Origin of the sequence: Algoriphagus taiwanensis (assembly GCF_036245645.1) — a bacterium.
In the GTDB taxonomy this organism is placed as follows: domain Bacteria; phylum Bacteroidota; class Bacteroidia; order Cytophagales; family Cyclobacteriaceae; genus Algoriphagus; species Algoriphagus taiwanensis.
Map to the genome: position 1 here is coordinate 275,212 of NZ_BTPE01000002.1, position 19,464 is coordinate 294,675.

The 19,464-nt window shown below is 45.0% G+C and carries 11 protein-coding genes; 10 read left to right on the top strand and 1 reads right to left on the bottom strand.

From position 1 onward, the window contains the following. Positions 1-92: 92 nt before the first annotated feature. The 3 genes from AAA938_RS03460 (at position 93) to AAA938_RS03470 (ending at position 5,906) form a co-directional block, all read left to right on the top strand. Positions 93-2,516 (top strand): ABC transporter permease, encoded by a 2,424-nt coding sequence (locus AAA938_RS03460; RefSeq protein WP_338227246.1) that lies wholly within the window; start codon positions 93-95, stop codon positions 2,514-2,516. A 189-nt stretch (positions 2,517-2,705) separates the two neighbouring features. Continuing rightward, positions 2,706-3,398 (top strand): head GIN domain-containing protein, encoded by a 693-nt coding sequence (locus AAA938_RS03465; RefSeq protein ID WP_338227247.1) that lies wholly within the window; start codon positions 2,706-2,708, stop codon positions 3,396-3,398. 81 nt (positions 3,399-3,479) lie between these two features. Next, entirely contained in the window at positions 3,480-5,906 is a 2,427-nt protein-coding gene (locus AAA938_RS03470) for an ABC transporter permease (protein WP_338227248.1), read from the top strand. Between the two features lie 154 nt (positions 5,907-6,060). Here the strand turns inward: AAA938_RS03470 and AAA938_RS03475 are convergent, their stop codons facing one another. After that, positions 6,061-7,047, bottom strand: coding sequence for a bestrophin family protein (locus AAA938_RS03475; protein ID WP_338227249.1), 987 nt, complete (start codon positions 7,045-7,047; stop codon positions 6,061-6,063). Between the two features lie 198 nt (positions 7,048-7,245). Between AAA938_RS03475 and AAA938_RS03480 the strand changes: the two genes are divergently transcribed. The 7 genes from AAA938_RS03480 (at position 7,246) to AAA938_RS03510 (ending at position 19,395) form a co-directional block, all read left to right on the top strand. Then, positions 7,246-9,690: an ABC transporter permease gene (locus AAA938_RS03480; RefSeq protein ID WP_338227250.1), complete on the top strand. Its 2,445-nt coding sequence runs from the start codon at positions 7,246-7,248 to the stop codon at positions 9,688-9,690. A gap of 218 nt (positions 9,691-9,908) precedes the next feature. Further along, positions 9,909-12,323, top strand: coding sequence for an FtsX-like permease family protein (locus tag AAA938_RS03485; RefSeq protein WP_338227251.1), 2,415 nt, complete (start codon positions 9,909-9,911; stop codon positions 12,321-12,323). Positions 12,324-12,498: 175 nt separating this feature from the next. Then, positions 12,499-13,155 (top strand): 3-keto-disaccharide hydrolase, encoded by a 657-nt coding sequence (locus AAA938_RS03490; RefSeq protein WP_338227252.1) that lies wholly within the window; start codon positions 12,499-12,501, stop codon positions 13,153-13,155. 22 nt (positions 13,156-13,177) lie between these two features. Next, positions 13,178-14,527 (top strand): Gfo/Idh/MocA family oxidoreductase, encoded by a 1,350-nt coding sequence (locus AAA938_RS03495; RefSeq protein ID WP_338227253.1) that lies wholly within the window; start codon positions 13,178-13,180, stop codon positions 14,525-14,527. Positions 14,528-14,968: 441 nt separating this feature from the next. Next, complete coding sequence (locus AAA938_RS03500) at positions 14,969-17,371, top strand: ABC transporter permease (RefSeq protein ID WP_338227254.1); 2,403 nt, start codon at positions 14,969-14,971, stop codon at positions 17,369-17,371. Positions 17,372-17,387: 16 nt separating this feature from the next. Then, positions 17,388-18,065: an ABC transporter ATP-binding protein gene (locus AAA938_RS03505; RefSeq protein ID WP_338227255.1), complete on the top strand. Its 678-nt coding sequence runs from the start codon at positions 17,388-17,390 to the stop codon at positions 18,063-18,065. After that, positions 18,049-19,395, top strand: a complete 1,347-nt coding sequence (locus AAA938_RS03510) for a TolC family protein (RefSeq protein WP_338227256.1) — start codon at positions 18,049-18,051, stop codon at positions 19,393-19,395. Before AAA938_RS03505 ends, AAA938_RS03510 begins: the two co-directional genes overlap by 17 nt. Positions 19,396-19,464 lie beyond the last annotated feature (69 nt).

Sequence of the window (19,464 nt, forward strand, 5' to 3'; positions counted from 1 at the left end):
ATCCTGCTTGCAACCTTTTTTTTCAGAGCTGCATCTCAGAAGTAGAAAACTAAACCAACTCATTTTTCCTGCCAACTAAACCAACCCCAGCTATGTGGAAAAATTATTTCACTATCGCCCTACGCAATCTCCAGCGTAATAAAATCTATTCAGCCATTAACATCATCGGTCTGGGACTGGGCATGGCGGCCAGTATCCTGATCGCGCTCTTTGTGCTTGATGAGTTGAGCTATGATCAGTTTATTCCCAACGGACATCGAATCTACCGCGCCAATGTCAGTGGGAAAATGAACGGAAATGAATTCACTTCCTCTACCTCAGCCACCCCTATGGCTCCCACGATGCTAAATGAACTTCCACAAGTGGAAGATGCAGTACGATTTGGGCTAATGAGAACCTTTCCTTTCCGATTAGAGGAGAAGGCCTTTACCGAGCCCATAGTGCTGGCGGCAGATCCCAACTTTATTGAGTTTTTTGGATTGGAAATGCTCAAAGGGGATCCAAAAACTGCTTTGGTGGGTCCCGATCGGGTTGTGCTGACTCAAAGTGTAGCCGAAAAATACTTTGGTGCGGAAGATCCGCTAGGCAAGTCCATTTTGAGCGGTTCTGAAAATAAACCTTTGGAAGTCACTGGTGTCGTAGCTGATTTCCCTACCAATTCCCACTTGGCTTTTGATGCGATAATTTCCGGAGAAAACTTTTGGTACTTCGAGCAGGAAAACTGGACGAGTAATAACATCTACACCTATTACCGATTGGTGGAGGGTACTGATCCTCAGCAAATCCAGCAGGCCATCAATGGATTTGTGGAAAAATACGTGGGAGAGGAGATTTTGGCCTTTTTGGGTATTCCTCTGAAAACGTTCCAAGAGCAGGGTAACGATTATGGGATTCATACCATGCCGCTTCAGGACATTTACTTAAAGTCAAATACCGATGACGAAATCAAAGCTTCCGGCAATGAGCAATATCTGATTCTTTTCACTGCCATTGCAATTTTCATCCTGTTGATCGCCTGCATTAATTTCATGAATCTGGCCACTGCCCGATCTGCCAACCGGGCCAAAGAAGTCGGAGTCCGAAAATCCATTGGAGCAAACAAGGGAAGATTGGTCGGACAATTCCTGGCCGAATCGCTTTTGTATTGTGTTTTTGAAGGAATTCTGGCCTTGGGAGTAATTCTGGTTTTGCTCAAACCATTCAATGCCTTGTCAGGGAAGGATCTTGGGTTCGGATTTTTGATCCAGCCTCAATTTTTGCTGGCTTTCGTTTTATTCCTTTTAGTGGTAGGCTTGATTGCAGGTTCCTACCCTGCATTTTACTTGACCTCCTTTTCTCCAGTGACGGTTTTGAAAGGAAAACTCAGAAGCGGAGTAAAGCGCTCCGGGCTGAGAAGTGGACTGGTGGTGTTTCAGTTTTTTATCTCCACCATTTTGATCATTTCCAGCATGGTGGTCTACAAGCAGCTGGGATTCATGCAGGCAAAAAACCTGGGTTTTGACAAGGAAAATGTGCTTTCTCTGCTTCATGTGCGGTCTTTGGGCACCAATCAGGATGCCTTCAAGCAGGATTTGTTGAGCCAAACGGGCTTTATCGAAGCTAGCTATGCGAGCAGTTTGCCTCCTAATACCAATTGGAATTCTGTAATGCGAACCAAAGACAAGCAGCAGGATATTCTTTGCAATATCAATGTGGTCGACGAAGATCATCTGAAGACTTTGGGGCTGAAGTTGGCTTCCGGTAGGTTTTTCTCTCGAGAAATCACGGCTGACACCGGCTCGATTCTAATCAATCAGGCCGCTATGGCTCAAATGGGTTGGACTGAGTTGGACGGCACACAGGAAGTCGGTGGCTTTTGGAGCGAAGATGGCTCGATTACTTATCGCAAGGTGGTTGGGGTTTTGGAGGACTACAATTATGAGAGCCTTCGCCAAAATGTCCGACCACTGGTAATGATGCTGGGAACCAGAAACGACTTCAACGAGATGGCGATTCGCCTGAGTCCAGGTAACTATTCGGATCAGATTGAGGTCTTGGAAGAAATTTGGAAAAAACACTCAGGAGGGGCTCCATTTGAATATTCTTTCTTGGATGCTGACTTTAATATGCTATTTCAGAAGGAGCAAAAGATGGGCAATATCATTCTCATTTTCACAGTTCTGGCTATTGGAATTGCATGTTTGGGATTGTTCGGCTTAGCGGCCTACACTACCGAGCAGCGTTCCAAAGAGATCAGTATCCGAAAAGCCTTGGGTGCTTCTATGCTTAATCTGGTGACTATTCTCAGCAAGGATTTTACTCTGTTGGTTCTGATAGCCTTTGTCTTGGGCGGACCGATCAGTTATTATTTCCTGGAAAAATATTGGTTGCAAAATTTCGCCTATCGAACAGAGATCGGTTGGTGGATGATTTTGGGAGCTGGTTTGATTTCCATTTTCATCGCTTGGCTCACCGTCAGTTACCAAAGCTTCAAAACAGCCGCTTCCAATCCAGTCGATTATTTGAAGAATGAATAATTGAACCGAAATCGGGGATTTTTCCTAAAAAACTAAGTCAATTCAAATCGTCCGCTCACGGGCAAAAAGCGCTGGCAACGGACAAGAGAAATTAAAAAATGTCGCTTTAAAGCAGTTCAAGGCAGATTTTGCCTTGGCATCATTCATGAAAAATAAATAATCACTAAACCAACCCAACTTCTAAAAACTATGAATCTTCAAAAATCTTTCCTCGCACTTTTACTCTTCCTGATGGGAAGTGTGCTGTCCCTTGCCCAAAATTCGGAGACCAGAACTCCTGGCTCTTTTACCCAAGTAGAAAACTCGGGGAGCTGGGATATTTATATCACCAAAGGGGCTAAGGATGAAGTCAGACTGGAATCTAGATCTTTTGACCTCAGCAAAGTCATTACAAAGGTTGAAAACGGACAATTGAAAATCCGATTGGAAAAAGGCAATTGGAGAAATGTGGACTTGACGGTCTATGTGACTGTCCGTGAACTCAACTCGGTAGGAAATGGAGGCTCTGGAAACATGTACTTGGAGTCTGATTTCGGTTCGGATTCATTCAACATGGGACTTTCCGGTTCTGGAAATATCCTGGCCAAAAATCTAAATGTTGGAAAAATCAATATTGGCATGAGCGGATCAGGAAGAATTGAAATAGACGGAGGAACGGCAGATAAAGCTACTGTAGGTCAATCCGGTTCCGGGGATTTGGATGCCTTGGATTTCACCGCTGACATTGTCGATATCGGAAAATCCGGCTCAGGAAATACTTCCATCGGAGTCAATGATTCTCTAACTATCGGCTCCTCAGGTTCAGGCAATGTCTACTATCGAGGCAATCCACAGAAGCAAAGCATCGGAGTGTCCGGTTCATCCCGAGTGATCAAGAAATAATACCCACCCAGCCCTATAATGAATAAAATGCCGGTAGAGTGCTGCTTTATCGGCATTTTTTCTTCCTAAAAAAGAAAAGCCATGTTTAAAAATTACTTCAAAATCGTCTTCCGAAACGCCAAAAAGCATCCCATGTATGTCCTGATCAATTTGATCGGGTTGGCGATTGGGATGGCGGTGAGTATCATCATTTTGCTCTATGTGCAGTTTGAGCTGAGTTATGATAATTACCATCCTGATGGGGATCGACTGTATCGGGTTTCCCGTGCATGGTTTAATCCCGACGGACAAATCAGCCTTCATTTGGGGCATACGGCACCGCCTTTTGGTCCCCTGATCAAATCCGATTTTCCGGAGGATGTGGAAGTTTCTGCCCGGCTTTTCAACTTCAATCCCCTGATCAAATCAGGAGGAAATGCCTTCGAGGAAGAACGGTTTTTCTTTGCGGATCAAGAGGCCTTTGATGTTTTTGGTTGGGAGGTGATCTCGGGAGAGGGAAAATCTGCCTTGGATCAAGCCGATGGATTAGTCCTGACGGAAAGCACTGCCAAGCGCTATTTTGGAGATGCACCGGCTGTTGGGAAAGAGCTCTTGGCCCTGCTCAATGGACAGGAAGTGACTTTCCAAGTCCGCGGGGTGATGAAAGACATGCCGGAAAATTCCCACTTTCATGTGGACTTTTTGGCTTCCATGGTACCTGTAGTGCAGTTTTATGGTGGTTTGGAAGCCTTCATGTCCAATTATGGCTCGAACAACTTCTCTACCTATATCAAGCTCCGGGAAGGACTGGATTACAAAGACTTCGAAGCAAAACTTCCCAGTTTGATCGATCGGCATATGGGAGAAACCCAATCAGGAATCCCCATGTCCAAGGGAACACAATTGTTTCTTTGGCCAATTCAGGATATCCATTTGTACAGCAATCTGGATTCTGAGATCGAGGCCAATGGGAATATCGATTATGTCTATATCTATTTGGCAGTGGCTTTCTTCATTCTGCTTATTGCCTGTATCAATTTTATGAATCTCTCCACCGCCCGCTCTTCTTTACGGTCGATGGAGGTGGGGCTTCGCAAAGTCATGGGTGCAGACCGAGGTTTGTTGGTTAGACAGTTTTTGGGGGAATCCTTTGTCATGACTGGGATGGCGATGCTTTTTGCTTTGATTTTGGTGTTTTTGTTTTTGCCAACCTTTGCTAACTTTTCTGAGCGGCCATTGAGTTTGAATTTCTTCCAAAATCCTCAATATTTCCTGGGAATTCTAGGAATCATGGCCTTTGTGGGTTTGATTTCAGGGAGTTATCCGGCCTTGTTCTTATCAGGCTTTATGCCTGCCAAAGTGTTGAAAGGCGCTTTCAAAGCAGGAAAAGTTCATGAACGATTTCGCTCCGTTTTGGTTGTTGGTCAGTTTGCGATTTCGGTGGTGCTGATCGTTGCAGTATTGGTGGTAGTCGGACAGCTGAATTTTATGGTGGGGAAAGATTTGGGTTTTGAAAAAGAAGACGTGGTCTATTTGCCTTCTAATGCTGAGATTCAAAATAACTACCTCATCCTCAAAGACCGATGGGAAAATCATCCCGGTATCCAGTCTGTTAGCATTTCAAGTCGGGTTCCTTCTGGAAGATTGCTGGATTCACAAGGGGCAACTGCCGAAGTGAATGGTGAAATGAGCCAGCTCAACATTCGGATTGCCGATATCCATGTGGCGCATAATTTTCTGGACACTTACGGCATCAACACGGTTGCCGGAAGAAACTTTAATTACGACTTGGCAAGTGACTCGACGGAAGCCTTTATCCTCAACGAGACGGCTGTCCGGGAGATCGGCTGGTCCAGTCCGGAGGATGCGGTTGGGAAACAGTTTTTGTATGGGGGGCGTCGGGGATTTGTGACTGGAGTCATGCAAGATTTCCACTTTGAAAGTTTGCATCAGCCGATAGTTCCGATCGTCTTCTTGATCGCCACCGATCGAAAGAATCCGGTCAGTTTTAAGATTCAAGCTGATCAGCGTGAACAGGTCATGGCTTACCTGGAGGCAGAATGGGCTCAACTGAGACCTGATTTTCCTTTTGAGCCGACCTTTGTGGACGAGGGCTTCAACAGACAGTATGAAGCAGAAGATCGGGTAAAAACAATTTTTACTTTCTTCTCAGCTTTGGCCGTATTGATTTCCATTTTGGGACTTTTGGGATTGGTCACCTTTGCGACTGAGCAAAGAACACGAGAAATCGGAATCCGAAAAGTGATGGGTGCCGAGACTGGAAATATTTTACTTCTTCTTGGAAAAGACTTCCTGAAGCTGGTAGGAATCGGCTTTTTGATCGCTATTCCGATTTCCTGGTTTGGGATGAATAGCTGGCTGGAGGATTTTGCCTACAGCATCGGAGTTCATTGGTCCGTGTTTCTTTGGGCTGGATTGGGTGCCGGAGTGATTGCCGCAGTGACGGTAGTGTCCCAGACGATCAAAGCAGCCTGGGCCAATCCAGTAAAGAGTATCAAGAATGAGTGATGAAGCAGGAGGCAGGGGAGTATGGAAGTATGGGGGAAGATGTTCCTCAGAACCTTGGTAAATTAAATCAAAAGGTAAAATTCAGCAGTCTGAAAAATTTCCATTGGCCTAACTTAACTTCCTTACCTCCCAACTTCCTTACCTCCTAACCCCTTTACATCAAAAATCCATTTTCTACTGGATAAGGTTCTGGAATATCTTTTTCGTCTAGCATTTCCAAAAGGTCAATCTCTATCACTCGGGTTATGGAGGAGATCGGAACGTCATTATATCCTGCTTCAAACGGATTTTCTGAAAAATCCCCAATTCGATCTACCAGGAAAAAAATCCAAATAATGATTCCTGAGAAGGGTACCGTCAACCAATAATGCATGGCTGGGGATTGTTCAAAAATATCCAAAAGGCCCAAGGGAATCAGAGCACAAAAGATGTAGGTAATCCAAAGTCCGGTGGAGGCATATTGTCTGGGAAATGGAAAATTTTTGATTCGTTCGCTCATTCCTTGCGTGTCGTAAAACCGGCTGATCAATTGGTGCAACCACACCTGTTTGTAAGAATCCAAAGCCCCCGATTCATGGATTTTTTCCAGCTCCAGACTTTGCCTTTTTAGCAGTTGGGTGGGAAAGTTGGAATAGGTCTGAATTTGCTCCCATTCTTCTGGGGAGAGGTATTTTGTGATTTCCGGATTCAGGCCATCCTTAATCTCTTCTTTGAAGGCGGGTGTGAAGACCATTTTCTCCACCGGCAAATTATGCTCCCAAGATTTTCCTTTTCTTAGGGCATGTTTTAGCGCTACCAGCCACGCCAGATGCCTAAAAATCATCTCTTTTTTCCAGGAAAAAACCACTTCACTCCCTGGTAAGGAAAGAATAGCCGTGGCAAAAGTCCTGCTGTCATTCACAATAGCTCCCCAGATTTTCCTGGCCTCCCAAGCACGATCGTAGGATGAGTTGTTTTTGAAGCCCAGGAAAAAGGCGACAGCTACGCCAATTACAGATATTGGTTGCCAAGGAAGGGAAAAGGGGATGGGAGAAATCTCATATAAAAAGACAATCAATGCAGAATAGATCAATCCATTGATCAGGGATTTTTTGGACCAGCGGACGGTCATCCAAAGGCTATAGTTTCTTTTGACGTACATGGGCTGATAATTTATTTAAGCTACTGATTTCTGTCCAATTTCCTTTTTTCCTAAGGAAAAATAGAATTGCCCGTCAGCGGACAAAAACGTCCGAGTAGAAAGCGAGAAATGCTGAAAATGACGTGTTTTAAGGCTTTTTTGCGGGATTGGTTCTGGCATAGATGTAGAAAAGATAACTGAATAATTACCTAGAATATCATGTGGAAGAACTACTTTAAAATTGCCGTCCGAAACCTACTTAAACACAAACTCCACACAGGAATCAACCTGATCGGTTTGTCTTTGGGCTTAGGAGTGAGTATTCTGATTTTTTTCTTCGTTCAGTTTGAGCTGAGCTTTGATGCATTTCATCAGGATTTGGATCGGATTTATCGGGTCAAAACCCATGAACGGATAGATGGGGAAATGAAGGAAACCTATTCTTCTCCGGTAGTTCTTGAGTCGGCTTTTAGACAGGAGTTTCCCCAGATTGAGGCGATTTCCGGTGTGACCAATGCAGATGTGCAGGCGGTCTTACCTGACCAAAGCACCCAAAACCAGCGAATTCGCTTAGTGCACCCAGACTTTTTGAAAATGCTCAATTTTCCTTTGTTCAAAGGTGATCTCTCTACCCAGCTGGTAGACAAATATTCAGTAGTTATCACCGAGGAAGCGTCCAACCGATATTTCGGTTCGGATGAGCCTATAGGCAAATCTCTTCAGCTTAAAATGGGAGAGGACTTTGTGGATTACCGGGTTACCGGACTCCTGAAAAATCCTCCCGCGAATAATTCCATCCCTTTTGAAATCCTCATGCCAATCGCAAACATGGATTTCTTTGCCGATGAAGAGAGTCTGGCTTCATGGTACAATGTATGGGGATTTAACCTCCTCAAGCTCAATTCACCGGATCAAGCAGAATCAATCCATCAAAGCATGGAGGCCTTCATGAAAAAATCCTTGGGAGAGGATTACGAAGAAGGTGGGCTATATTTTACGCTTACTCCATTGGCAGATATGCACTTTGCTGAAGGTGCCGGAAATGGAGCAGTAGAAACCACTCAGAAATCCCTGCTTTGGATATTGTCCGGGATAGCCTTTCTGGTTTTGCTGATTGCCTGCATCAATTTTACAACCATGGCTATCGGGAGAGCGACCTCCAGAGCCAAAGAAGTTGGAGTAAGAAAGACCATGGGAGCCAGCTTCAGTCAGCTGATCAATCAGTTTTTGACCGAGGCCTTTTTGACGACTTTGCTGGCTTCGGTGTTGGGTGTAGTCCTGGCCGAATTGTTCCTGCCTACCTTCAATGATCTATTTCAAAAAGAACTCGATATCATCTATGGCCCAGCCCAGTTTGGGATTTTGGTGGGGCTGATCGTGTTGATTTCTGCCATGGCCGGAGCCTATCCTGCCTTTTTCCTCTCCGGATTGCGTCCAATCAAGGTTTTGAAAGGAAACCTTTCCATTCACTTTGGAAAGCAGGGCCTGCGAAAAGGTTTGGTTGCTTTTCAGTTTTTTATCTCCTTTTTGCTGATTGCCTCGACCTTGATTATGGTCAATCAGATGAATGCGATTCGGGATTACGATTTGGGTTTTGACCAAGATCAGGTGATGGTTGTGGATATGCCGGATTATCCTTCCAAAAGTTTTGTGACCTCTTTGCAGGAAAGCTTCCGGACTGCCGAGAGCTTCAGACAAACGCTTTCTTCCCGAACAGAAATTGCCTCTACCGCTTTAACGGTGGCCACCTACGGGGATGATGCCTTTTGGCAGGTGGCATTTCCATTAGAAGACGGAACCCAGTTTTCTTTTAAGGTCAACTTTGTGGCAGGGGATTACATGGAAACTCTCGGGATGGAAATCATTGAGGGAAGAAACATAAACCCTGCAGTAGGTGCAGACAGTAGCGCCCTGATCATCAATGAGGCTTTTGCCCGGGCGTTCAATTGGGACGATCCTACCGGAGAAATGCTCCCAAGAACTGATTTTGAACCCCATCAGATTGTGGGGGTGGTGAAGGATTTCCATCATGCTTCCCTGTATCAGCCCATCGAGCCGGTGATGATCGCCAAATCTCCCATGGCAGTATTCAGTGGGATTACCAACCTGATGATTAATTCCAGTACCAATCCAAAGCTGCTTGTCCGGGCTGCGGGAGAAGATGTCAATCAAGTAAGGGGAGTAATCGAGGCCGAGTGGGAAAAGCAGTTTGCCGGTTTGCCATTGGAAATATCTTTCCTGGATGAAACGGTGGAGGCACAGTACCAGTCTGACCGAAGACTGGGGAAAATGGTTTTTATCGCGGCCTCCCTTGCGATATTGATCGCAGCTATGGGATTGTTTGCCATGGTGGCTTTGTCGATAGCCGGGCGTACCAAAGAAATCGGAATCCGAAAAGTACTTGGTGCCTCCAGCTGGAGTATTTCCTGGCTTTTTGGAAAAGAGTTTATGGTCACCACGCTCGCCGGGGTGGTTGTAGCACTTCCTCTTAGTATTTATCTGATGCAGGGTTGGTTGGATCAGTTTGCAGTCAAAGGATGGCCTTCTTGGATCAGCTTTGTGATTCTGGCTATTGGTGGAATTGCATTTACCCTGGCGCTAGTCTATGCCCAATCGCTCAAAGCCACCTTGACGAATCCTGTAAATACCTTGAAGGATGAATGATATTGAAGGATCAAGTATCAAGTATCAAGTATCTGGTATCAAGATATTAGATACATGAACCAAGATGCGAGAAGCGAGAAGCAAGAGACAAGAAATGAGAGATAAGAACCTAGAGGCAAGAAGTGAGTAGCATTGATGGTTGACGATCTAATTGAACCTTTCATCCTTTCAGTCCAAATTTTCCAATATTTCAATTTTAAAATTTTCCAACCCAGACCATGCTCAAAAACTATTTCAAAATCGCTTGGAGAAACCTGCTGAGAAACAAACTCAGAACGGGAATTCATATCCTGGGGCTGTCCCTAGGGATTTCGATCTGCTTTCTGATCTTCAATGTGGTGTGGCATTCGTATAGTTTTGATAAGTTTCACCCGGACGCTGAGCGGATTTTCAGGGTCAATACGCTCACACAATGGGATATGGGGGAAAGCTATCCCAACTCAGGAACTCCGGGTCCATTGGGAGAAGTGATTGATTCGGAAGTTTCGGCTGTGGAGACCAAAGGAAGACTCTACACGCTTTACCAAACCCTGGTTACCATACCTGAAGGCAATAAGGTTTTGGGCAGAACGAATGAGGTTACTTTTGCAGACCCTGGATTTTTCAGGATTTTCCCTAGAAAATGGCTTGCAGGCAATCCCGAAGAAGCTTTGAAGAATCCAAATTCAGCAGTCATCACCAAGAGCAATCTTAATCGATATTTCCCCGGTGTGGCGCCTTTTGATGCGTTGGGAAAGGAAATCATATGGATCGATGCCGATTCGATTTCTGCACAGGTCACGGGCGTGGTGGAGGATTACACGGAAAATACCGACTTGATTTTTAGAGATTTTATTTCCTATTCGACAATCTCTACTCCAGAACAGCAAGAGTGGTTTGGCTTGCATCATTGGGGAAGTGTGAATTCAAGTTCTCAGCTTTTTGTCAAAATCAGAGAAGCAGGCCTTAAGTCAGAGTTGGAAAAGGCGCTGGCACGAATTGCCGAGAAAAACTACAGTCCGGATGAAGAAGCTACTACCAGTTTTTCTGCAGAGCCGCTCAGCGATATTCACTTTGGCCAAAACTTCGATGATAGCTCAATTTCCAAGGTCTTCCTCCACGGGATGATTTATATCGGAGCGATTATCCTGATCTTGGCGACCTTGAATTTCGTCAATTTGGAAACGGCTCAGGCTATCGGACGCAGCAAAGAGGTGGGAATCAGGAAAACACTGGGTGGAAGGAGGAAAGAGTTGATTCTTCAGTTTTTGTCTGAAACTTACTTGATGGTCTTGATCGCATTAATCTTGGCCTTGGGTTTGGCGGAGTTGTTCAGGAATTTATTCGGCGACTATCTTCCTTCTGGATTCCAACTGAATCATCTTTCGTTTCCAAATCTGATCTTTTACGTGGTTTTTCCTTTGGGAATTACCTTTTTGGCGGGTATTTATCCAGCCATGGTTCTTTCCTCTTATCAGCCAGTCCGGGCGATCAAGGGAGAGAAAATTTCTACTTCCCCGGGATTTTCATTGGGAGTTTTTCTTCGAAAAAATCTCATGGTCCTTCAATTTTCTTCTTCCATTTCCTTTATCATTTTGGTATTGGTTCTTCAGGCTCAACTTAGATATATCAGTAGTCAGCCCTTGGGATTTGAAAAGGATGCAGTGCTGTATGCAAACCTGCCGTTTATGACTGGCGAGGATCAGATGGTTCGTCTGCGGCAGGTGATCAGTCAGCAAAGTGGGGTGAGTGGAGCGGCCTTGAGTGGTAGTTTGGTTTCTTCTAACAGCCTGTGGACTTCCGATGCTTGGATCCCTGTGGATACCACAGAAAGTCAGCTGTTTACCCAAGTAATGAATGTGGATTCGGCCTTTATTCGAGTAAATGGGATTCCTCTGCTTGCAGGTAAAAACACAACAAACCGAGCTGATGAAATCCTAGTCAATGAAAATTTCCTGAAAGAAGCGGGTTTTTCTGACTTTGAGGATGCGATCAATAAGAAAATAAGGTTTGGAAGAGAGGAACGAACAATAGTTGGTGTGGTAGGTAATTTTCATTCCAGAACCCTTCGCGAGGAAATTCGCCCACTTTTATTGACGTATAACCCGGAATATTTTCAAACGATCTCAGTCAAGCTCCGATCTGGGCAGAATCTGGCTCAAGCCAAGTCGGATTTGGAGAGGATTTATAAAGAAATCTATCCCTTCGAATCTGAAGAATTTCAGTTTTTGGATGAAGAGATTACCCAGTTGTATCAAGAAGACGTCCGAATCCGAAATGTGATGAGCGCAGCGACTATTCTGGCCATTTTGATCTCGGCCATGGGCTTATTTGGACTTTCGTCCTACACTATTTCCCAGCGCACCAAGGAAATCAGCATCCGAAAAGTGCTCGGAGCATCCCTGATGCAGATTTTGACCTTGATATCTAAAGAATATGTGGTGCTGATTCTGATCGCATTTACTCTTGCCATCCTTCCGGCCTATTATTTTCTGAAGGATTGGTTGGGAGGATTTACTTATCGGATCGATATGCCTTGGGTACTTTTTGGCCTTGCCGGATTTGGGGTTTTGTTGCTTTGCCTGCTGATTGTAGGGGCTCATTCCCTGCTTGCCGCCAAAACAAATCCTGCCCATGTGCTTAAAGATGAATAAAATAGCCTGCCTGCCTTTCTTTTTCGGGAAGGCAGGTAGCTATTGACCTTTTTTGAAAATTTTAAATAAGTTTTCCCTATTTTCTCTTTTTTTTATTTAGTCGGGTTGCAAAAAACGGGAGCAGTCGATTATCTTACAGGACTTTCCACTTCTTTGGGATATCTCTGCTTTTCCTATGAAAAAATTCCTGTTAGTTGTCTTTCTGGTATTTCTACTGAGTGATGCGGAAGTCTCCGCTCAGCAGAATACAGAGCCTGATTTCGTTTCCCTTTTCAATGGACAAAATCTGGATGGCTGGGTAGGGAATAAATCTTCCTACCGTGCCGAAAACGGCCTGATTATCATTGATCCCAAAGGCGGGGGAGGAGGTAATCTTTTTACCGAAAAAGAATACGGAAATTTTATTCTCCGTTTTGAATTCCAACTCACACCTGGTGCCAATAATGGTTTGGGAATTCATGCCCCCTTGGAAGGAGATGCGGCCTATGTAGGAAAGGAGCTTCAGATTTTGGACAATACTGACAAGAAATACGAAAAGCTCAAGGAGTATCAGTTTCATGGATCAGTCTATGGGGTAATTCCTGCCAAAAGAGGCTTTTTGAAGCCTGTGGGTGAATGGAATGTACAGGAAGTCATCGTGGAGCATCCCAAAATAAAAATCATGCTCAATGGAGAGATCATCCTAGAGGGGGACTATCTGGAAGCCAGCAAAAACGGAACCTTAGATGGCCGCGATCATCCGGGACTTCAAAGGTCCTCGGGGCATATTGGCTTCCTCGGCCATGGAGATGTGGTTCACTTTAGAAATATCAGAATCAAAGAATTGAAATAACCTTTAGCATAAACCTTTAAAAATGACAAAGAAATTCCAAGTGATCGACCGGCGTGACTTTCTCAAAAGATCCGCTCTCGGTGCAGTAGGGCTGGCATTGGCACCTTCTCTTATGGCCAAAGCCAAAGGAGCCGGTAAACTGAGAACTGCACATATCGGCCTGGGAGCCATGGGAATGGAAGACCTGAAAGCTATTGCTTCCCATGAATTGGTAGAGGTGGTGGCCCTTTGCGATGTAGACAAAAATGCCCTTGTCAACGCCACCGCACTGTATCCCAATGCCAAAACCTATGCAGATTACCGTGTTTTGCTGAAAGAAATGGAAGATGAGATCGATGCTGTGATCGTATCCACTCCTGACCATACGCATGCACCGGCTTCATTGATGGCTATGAAAATGGACAAACCCGTCTACTGCCAAAAGCCCTTGACCCACCATGTGACTGAGGCAAGAGCCATGAAGAAACTTGCGGAAAAGAAAAATCTGGTGACTCAGATGGGGATTCAGGTTCATTCCTTCTACGATTACAAGTTGGCTACTCTCCTGATTCAGTCCGGAATTATTGGAAAGGTTCATACTGTACGAGCTTGGTCACCCAAAAACTGGGGAACGGATGAACCTACTCCCACTGGCAGCGATCCGGTTCCGGCAAATCTGGACTGGAACCTTTGGTTAGGTACGGCTCCTGAGCGACCTTTCAAGGAAAATGAATATCATCCTGGCAATTGGAGAAAGGTATTGGACTTTGGCTGCGGTACCTTGGGAGATATGGGAGTTCACATCTTTGATACCCCATACAATGCGCTACAGCTGGACGTTCCGATGACGATTACCAATGAGTGCCGTCAGCCTACGGGTTATGGATTTCCGGAAAATAACATCGTGACTTATGAGTTTCCTGCCACCCCTTACACTGCAGAGACCCTGAAGTGGGTATGGTATGATGGCCCGGGAGCACCTGCAGATCATGAGGATTTGAAGCTTCCCAACGGAGATAAGCTGCCGGATCAAGGTGCCATGTTTATGGGTGAAAAGGGCCGATTGCTCCTTCCTCATTTCCAGCAACTTCCCCGTCTGATCGTGGATGGGCAATACAAGGAATTTGACGTGACTCCTTTCAATTTGGGTGCACCTGTCAAGGACTATGCAGGGGAAAGCAAGAAGCACTACCATCAGTTTGTAGATGCTTGTCTTGGCACAGCGGAATGTTCGGCTCCCTTTGAATATTCAGCCCGATTGACAGAAACCATTCTCCTCGGGGTGATTGCAGGCCGGTTCCCTAATCAGACTTTGCATTGGGACAGCAAAAAGGCAAAATTCGCTGAGAAAGAAGCCAATAAGTTTTTGGGCGGAAAGTATCGGAAGTTTTAAGGGAGTATCTAGTATCTAGAACCTAGGATCTAGATTTAAGACTCGAGAAGTAAGTATTTAGGATCTAGAGGTAAGAATTGAGATTTAATCGGCTCTCTATTTGGGGAGAAAAGAAGTAAACTGATCATGCCCTCCCATTACTGCCCACTGGTTACTGAAACCTGCCTACTGCAAACTGCCTCCCGTTTTGTTCGCCAGCGAACAAAAATGTTCGAGATATTTGATTCCTTCATTAGTAAAAATAGCCTCTGAAGCTAATTCAGGGGCTTTTTTTATGGCATAATAGTGGAAAAAGGAGAAAGCGAAATTCAGTTTTGGATTTTGAAAATCTGGACATACATGGTGCCGGGCCAAGAAATCAAGACTGAAGGATTGCAAAATTGAGTCTTTCCATCCGCCTCGGCGGACAAGTGTTTCAACTATCTCAACCTTCCAATTCCTATGTGGAGAAACTACTTTAAAATATCTTTTCGCAACCTTCAAAAAAGGAAGTTGTACGCAGGAATCAATCTGCTTGGGCTGACTGTGGCCTTGGTGAGCTTTTTGGCTATTTCCCTATATATCTACCACGAATGGAGCTATGATCGAATGTACTCAGATTCAGAGCGCATCTTTAAAATCAATCAGGAGTTTATCTCTGGGGGTGAAAAGCAATTGGTGGGCACTTCTCCCTCCATTCTTCCTGTTGTGTTGAGGGAGGAGTTTACCGAAGTGGAAAAGGCGACTTTGGTCTTTGATTTGGGTATTTTCTCCAGTGCTATGATCGACGCAGGGCAAGGCAATCAGGAGGAATCCAAGTTTGCCTTCACAGATGAATTCTTCTTCGATGTATTTGATTTCAAGCTTTTGGCAGGCCAAAAAACCGGTTTGCTTCAAAATCCCTTTGAGATGGTTTTGACCAAAAGTACCGCTGAACGCCTGTTTGGGAGTGTAGCCAATGCCATAGAGAAACCTTTGAAAGTAGATGGGAGAGACTACCAAGTGAAGGGAGTGATGGAGGACTTCCCCAGCAACAGTCATTTGGAATTTGATTTTTTGGCATCCTTCAAAACCCATCGCCACGGGAAAGAACCGGAGTGGTCTCCCAGCAATTATTACAATTATGTCAAATTAAAGCCGGGAGTAAGTGTAGCTGACTTTGAGAAGAATTTGGCTGAAATGGTTGATCGATACCTTGGAAGTGATCAAGAGCAGTACGGATTTCAGACCGATTTTTACACTCAAGCTGTCACATCCATCCATACCGGAGACCCCAATCTTTCTCCCATCAAGCCGGGGATCAATCTGAAGTACCTTTACATTTTTGGTGTAGTCGCTCTATTGCTCATCATGATCGGAGTGATCAACTATGTGAATCTAGCAACTGCTGAAGCGACTGAAAGGAATAAAGAAGTGGGGCTCAGAAAAGTAATGGGAGCCACTCAATCCCAGCTTTTTGGGCAGTTCGTTTCCGAATCCATGATTTTGACTGCAGCTTCCTTGTTCATTAGTTTGGTAGTTATCTATACCCTAAGCCCGATTATTTCAGATTGGGTAGAGGTTCCTCTTCAAATGGAGTTGTTGGGTAGTCCTGTGGGTTTGGTCTTTTTGGCAGGGGTGTTATTAGCTGTAGGTTTTTTCTCAGGGGCTTACCCATCATTGATCTTGTCCCGGATGGAGCCGATTCGGGCCTTAGGCAACAAAATTAAATTGGGCGGAGGTGCCTGGGTCAGAAAATCTCTGGTTGTATTCCAGTTTTTCGTGTCCATGGGGCTATTGATTTCCACCTTTGTGGTCAAAAGTCAGCTGGATTTCATGCGTGAGGTGACCTTGGGGTACGATAGAGAACAGCTAGTCGCCATCAGTTATCCTTATCAATCCAGAACCAAAATGCCTGCGATTAAGGAAGAAATGAAGCGAACTGGGGCGGCTGTATCCGTTGCCCAGGCTGCTGATATGCCAATTCATATCAAAGCAGGCTACAAAATCTTTCCCGGAGGGGACAATCAGCGAGAGTTGATGATCACAGGTTATGCAGTAGATCCTGATTTGGTTTCTACGCTAAACCTTCAACTTCTGGCTGGGGATAATTTCACCGAGTCTGACATCCAAAGGAATCAAATGGAGGATGGAAGTGAAGAATTCCCGATTTTGCTCAATGAGTCTGCCGTACGGGAAATGGGTTGGACAGCGGAAGAGGCTGTAGGCAAGCGGATCAATCTCGGCTACATGAGCAATTCGATTATCAAAGGGGTGATTGGAGACTTTTACTTCAATTCCTTGCATCAGAAGGTTGGTCCATTGGTGATCTTTCATGACCCTATGGAGGCTAATGTTCTTTTGATCAAGCTTCCTGCCGGAGATCCTGCTAACCATTTGGCAGCTTTGGAGAAAATCTGGAAAGAGCAAGTTCCTGATCGTCCTTTCAATCCTCAGTTTGTGGATCAGGCTTATGCCAATCTCTATGCTTCGGAGGAAAGGTCAAGTTTGGTGTTCACAATATTTGCAGGAATCGCGGTATTCATTGCCTGTATTGGTCTGTTTGGACTGGTATCTTATGTGGCATTGAGAAGAACCCGGGAAATCAGTATTAGAAAGGTTTTGGGTGCTACCCCTGCTGATGTGCTTTCGGTATTGGCTTTGGACTTCATGAAGCTGCTGGGAATATCTTCCTTATTGGCGATTGCATTTGGTCTTTGGTTTTCCAAAAACTGGCTGCAGGATTTTGCCAATCAGACTACCATCGGCTGGGCTCCCTACGTCCTTGCTATTGCGACGGTTTTGATTTTGGCCATGCTCACTATTTTCTACCGCACTTGGAAAGTATATCGGGTCAATCCCTCTCAAACTTTAAAATCAGAATAGACTTATTTCATATTTCATGATCGAACTAAAAAACATAGACAAATTCATTGAGTCCCGATTTCAGCGGATTTTCCTTCTCAAAGGAATCAATCTGACTATTCAAGAAGGGGAGTTTGTTACCCTGATGGGACCTTCCGGGGCAGGTAAATCTACCCTGCTCAATATTCTGGGTCTTTTGGATGAAGACTATGCCGGGGACTTCTTTTTCGGAGAAAAAAACATCCGTCAGATGAAGGAAAAAGAGCGATCCAGTCTTCACAAAAGTGAATTTGGTTACATCTTCCAAGCTTATCACCTGATCGATGAGCTTACGGTATACGAAAACATCGAAACTCCGCTGCTGTACCGCAAAGTGTCTTCTTCTGAGCGAAAGAGCATCATTGCTGAACTCTTGGATCGCTTCAATATGGTGGCAAAAAAAGATCTTTTTCCGGCACAGCTTTCCGGTGGACAGCAGCAGTTGGTCGGGATAGCCCGAGCTATAGCAGGCCGGCCAAGAGTTCTTTTGGCTGACGAACCCACCGGGAATCTTCACTCGGCTCAGGCCAAAGAAATCATGGAGGTATTTCAGGATTTGCACAAGGAAGGCACCACCATCATTCAGGCAACCCATGCCAGGGAAAATGCCGACTACGGCACCCGATTGATTCACTTAGTAGACGGAAGAATAGACAGCGATGAAAAAATCAGCTAAGCATTTACTCCCGGTGCTTCTGGCACTTGGGAGCTTTTCAATAGTACAAGCACAGGACACCCTTCAACTCAACTTCAGAGACGCGGTGATTTTGGCTTTGGAGAAAAACTTGGAGTATCAGATTCAGGTCAATCAGATGGAGGTACTCCAAAAGGAAAAGCAAGTGGCCATGCTTTCCCATTTGCCTTCTGTGGGTGTTAATTCCAATTTTCTCCGCCAATCCGGACAGCAGTTTCAGCAAGTGGAAGGCGAAATCGTCGTAACCAATGTGACCAATGATATCATCAGCGGAAATCTCAATGCAAACCTGCCCGTGTTTAATTCAGGCAGAAGAATTCTGGATACCCAATCAGCCAAACTTGCCTATGAAGCTGGAGAAAAGGGGCTGGAGCGGGCCAAGCAGCAGATTACATTCGATGTGGCTGGACGCTATTTGCAAGTTTTGCTGGATATGGAGTTGCTGAGAATTGCCCGACAGAATACGGCCAACCAAAAGGAAATTCTCAGGCAAATTGAGGGCTTTGTAGATGCGGGACTTCGTACCGTGTCCGACTTATACAATCAGCAATCTGAGGTGGCTAGGGTAGAGTCCGTGGAAGTGGATGCCGAAATTGCACTGGAAAATGACCTTTGGGCTTTTACTGAATATCTTCAGCTTGATCCCGGTGTGGTTCCTGCTTTGGAGGCCGTGGACCCGGCTCAGGCCTTGAGAGAATTTCAGGAATATGGAGTGGAAGAGCTGTATGATTTGGCGGTCCGAAACCGAGCCGATAAAGCACAGCAGACTTTATTGAAGGATTCCTTTCAAAAGGATCTGAAGGCAACCAAAGCCATGTATTATCCCCGAATCAACGCATTTTACAATTACAACACCTTCTTCACCTCATTGGATGATCGATCGATTCAGGAGCAGTTTTTGAAAATCTACCCTCAAAATACCTTGGGATTCAATCTGATCATCCCGATTTTCTCCAATTTCCAAAGCAGGCTGGATGTGGCAAGAAGTAAGGTAGCTTACCAAAATCAGGTTTTGAGAGAAAAAGCCATAGACAGAAAGGTCTATCAGGATGTGAAGCTTTCTCATCAAAACTATCAGGCTGCCGTGAGGAAAGAGAGCAATACCCAAGTGCAAGTACAAGCTGCCGAAGAAGCCTATAAGGCCGTTCAGGAGCGGTTTAGACTGGGATTATCCACTTTTGTGGACTTGGCTACCGCAAATCAGCAACTGGTAAGGGCGCAGGCCGATCAGGCTCAGGCATTGTATACCATGTTCTTTCAGGATGTCTTGATGAGATACTCCTTGGGTACTTTGGATTTTATCCAAGAATAGGGAAAGCATAAATAAAGCGGGCCTTTGGAGCCCGCTTTTTTCATTGTGGTAGTTTATTGGTTTGGTTTT

Excerpts from the sequence above, each read along its gene's own strand:
- AAA938_RS03460 (WP_338227246.1), top strand. The coding sequence starts at position 93 with ATGTGGAAAAATTATTTCACTATCGCCCTACGCAATCTCCAGCGTAAT.
- AAA938_RS03510 (WP_338227256.1), top strand. The coding sequence starts at position 18,049 with ATGAAAAAATCAGCTAAGCATTTACTCCCGGTGCTTCTGGCACTTGGG.
- AAA938_RS03470 (WP_338227248.1), top strand. The coding sequence starts at position 3,480 with ATGTTTAAAAATTACTTCAAAATCGTCTTCCGAAACGCCAAAAAGCAT.
- AAA938_RS03500 (WP_338227254.1), top strand. The coding sequence starts at position 14,969 with ATGTGGAGAAACTACTTTAAAATATCTTTTCGCAACCTTCAAAAAAGG.
- AAA938_RS03490 (WP_338227252.1), top strand. The coding sequence starts at position 12,499 with ATGAAAAAATTCCTGTTAGTTGTCTTTCTGGTATTTCTACTGAGTGAT.
- AAA938_RS03475 (WP_338227249.1), bottom strand. The coding sequence starts at position 7,047 with ATGTACGTCAAAAGAAACTATAGCCTTTGGATGACCGTCCGCTGGTCC.
- AAA938_RS03480 (WP_338227250.1), top strand. The coding sequence starts at position 7,246 with ATGTGGAAGAACTACTTTAAAATTGCCGTCCGAAACCTACTTAAACAC.
- AAA938_RS03495 (WP_338227253.1), top strand. The coding sequence starts at position 13,178 with ATGACAAAGAAATTCCAAGTGATCGACCGGCGTGACTTTCTCAAAAGA.
- AAA938_RS03505 (WP_338227255.1), top strand. The coding sequence starts at position 17,388 with ATGATCGAACTAAAAAACATAGACAAATTCATTGAGTCCCGATTTCAG.
- AAA938_RS03465 (WP_338227247.1), top strand. The coding sequence starts at position 2,706 with ATGAATCTTCAAAAATCTTTCCTCGCACTTTTACTCTTCCTGATGGGA.
- AAA938_RS03485 (WP_338227251.1), top strand. The coding sequence starts at position 9,909 with ATGCTCAAAAACTATTTCAAAATCGCTTGGAGAAACCTGCTGAGAAAC.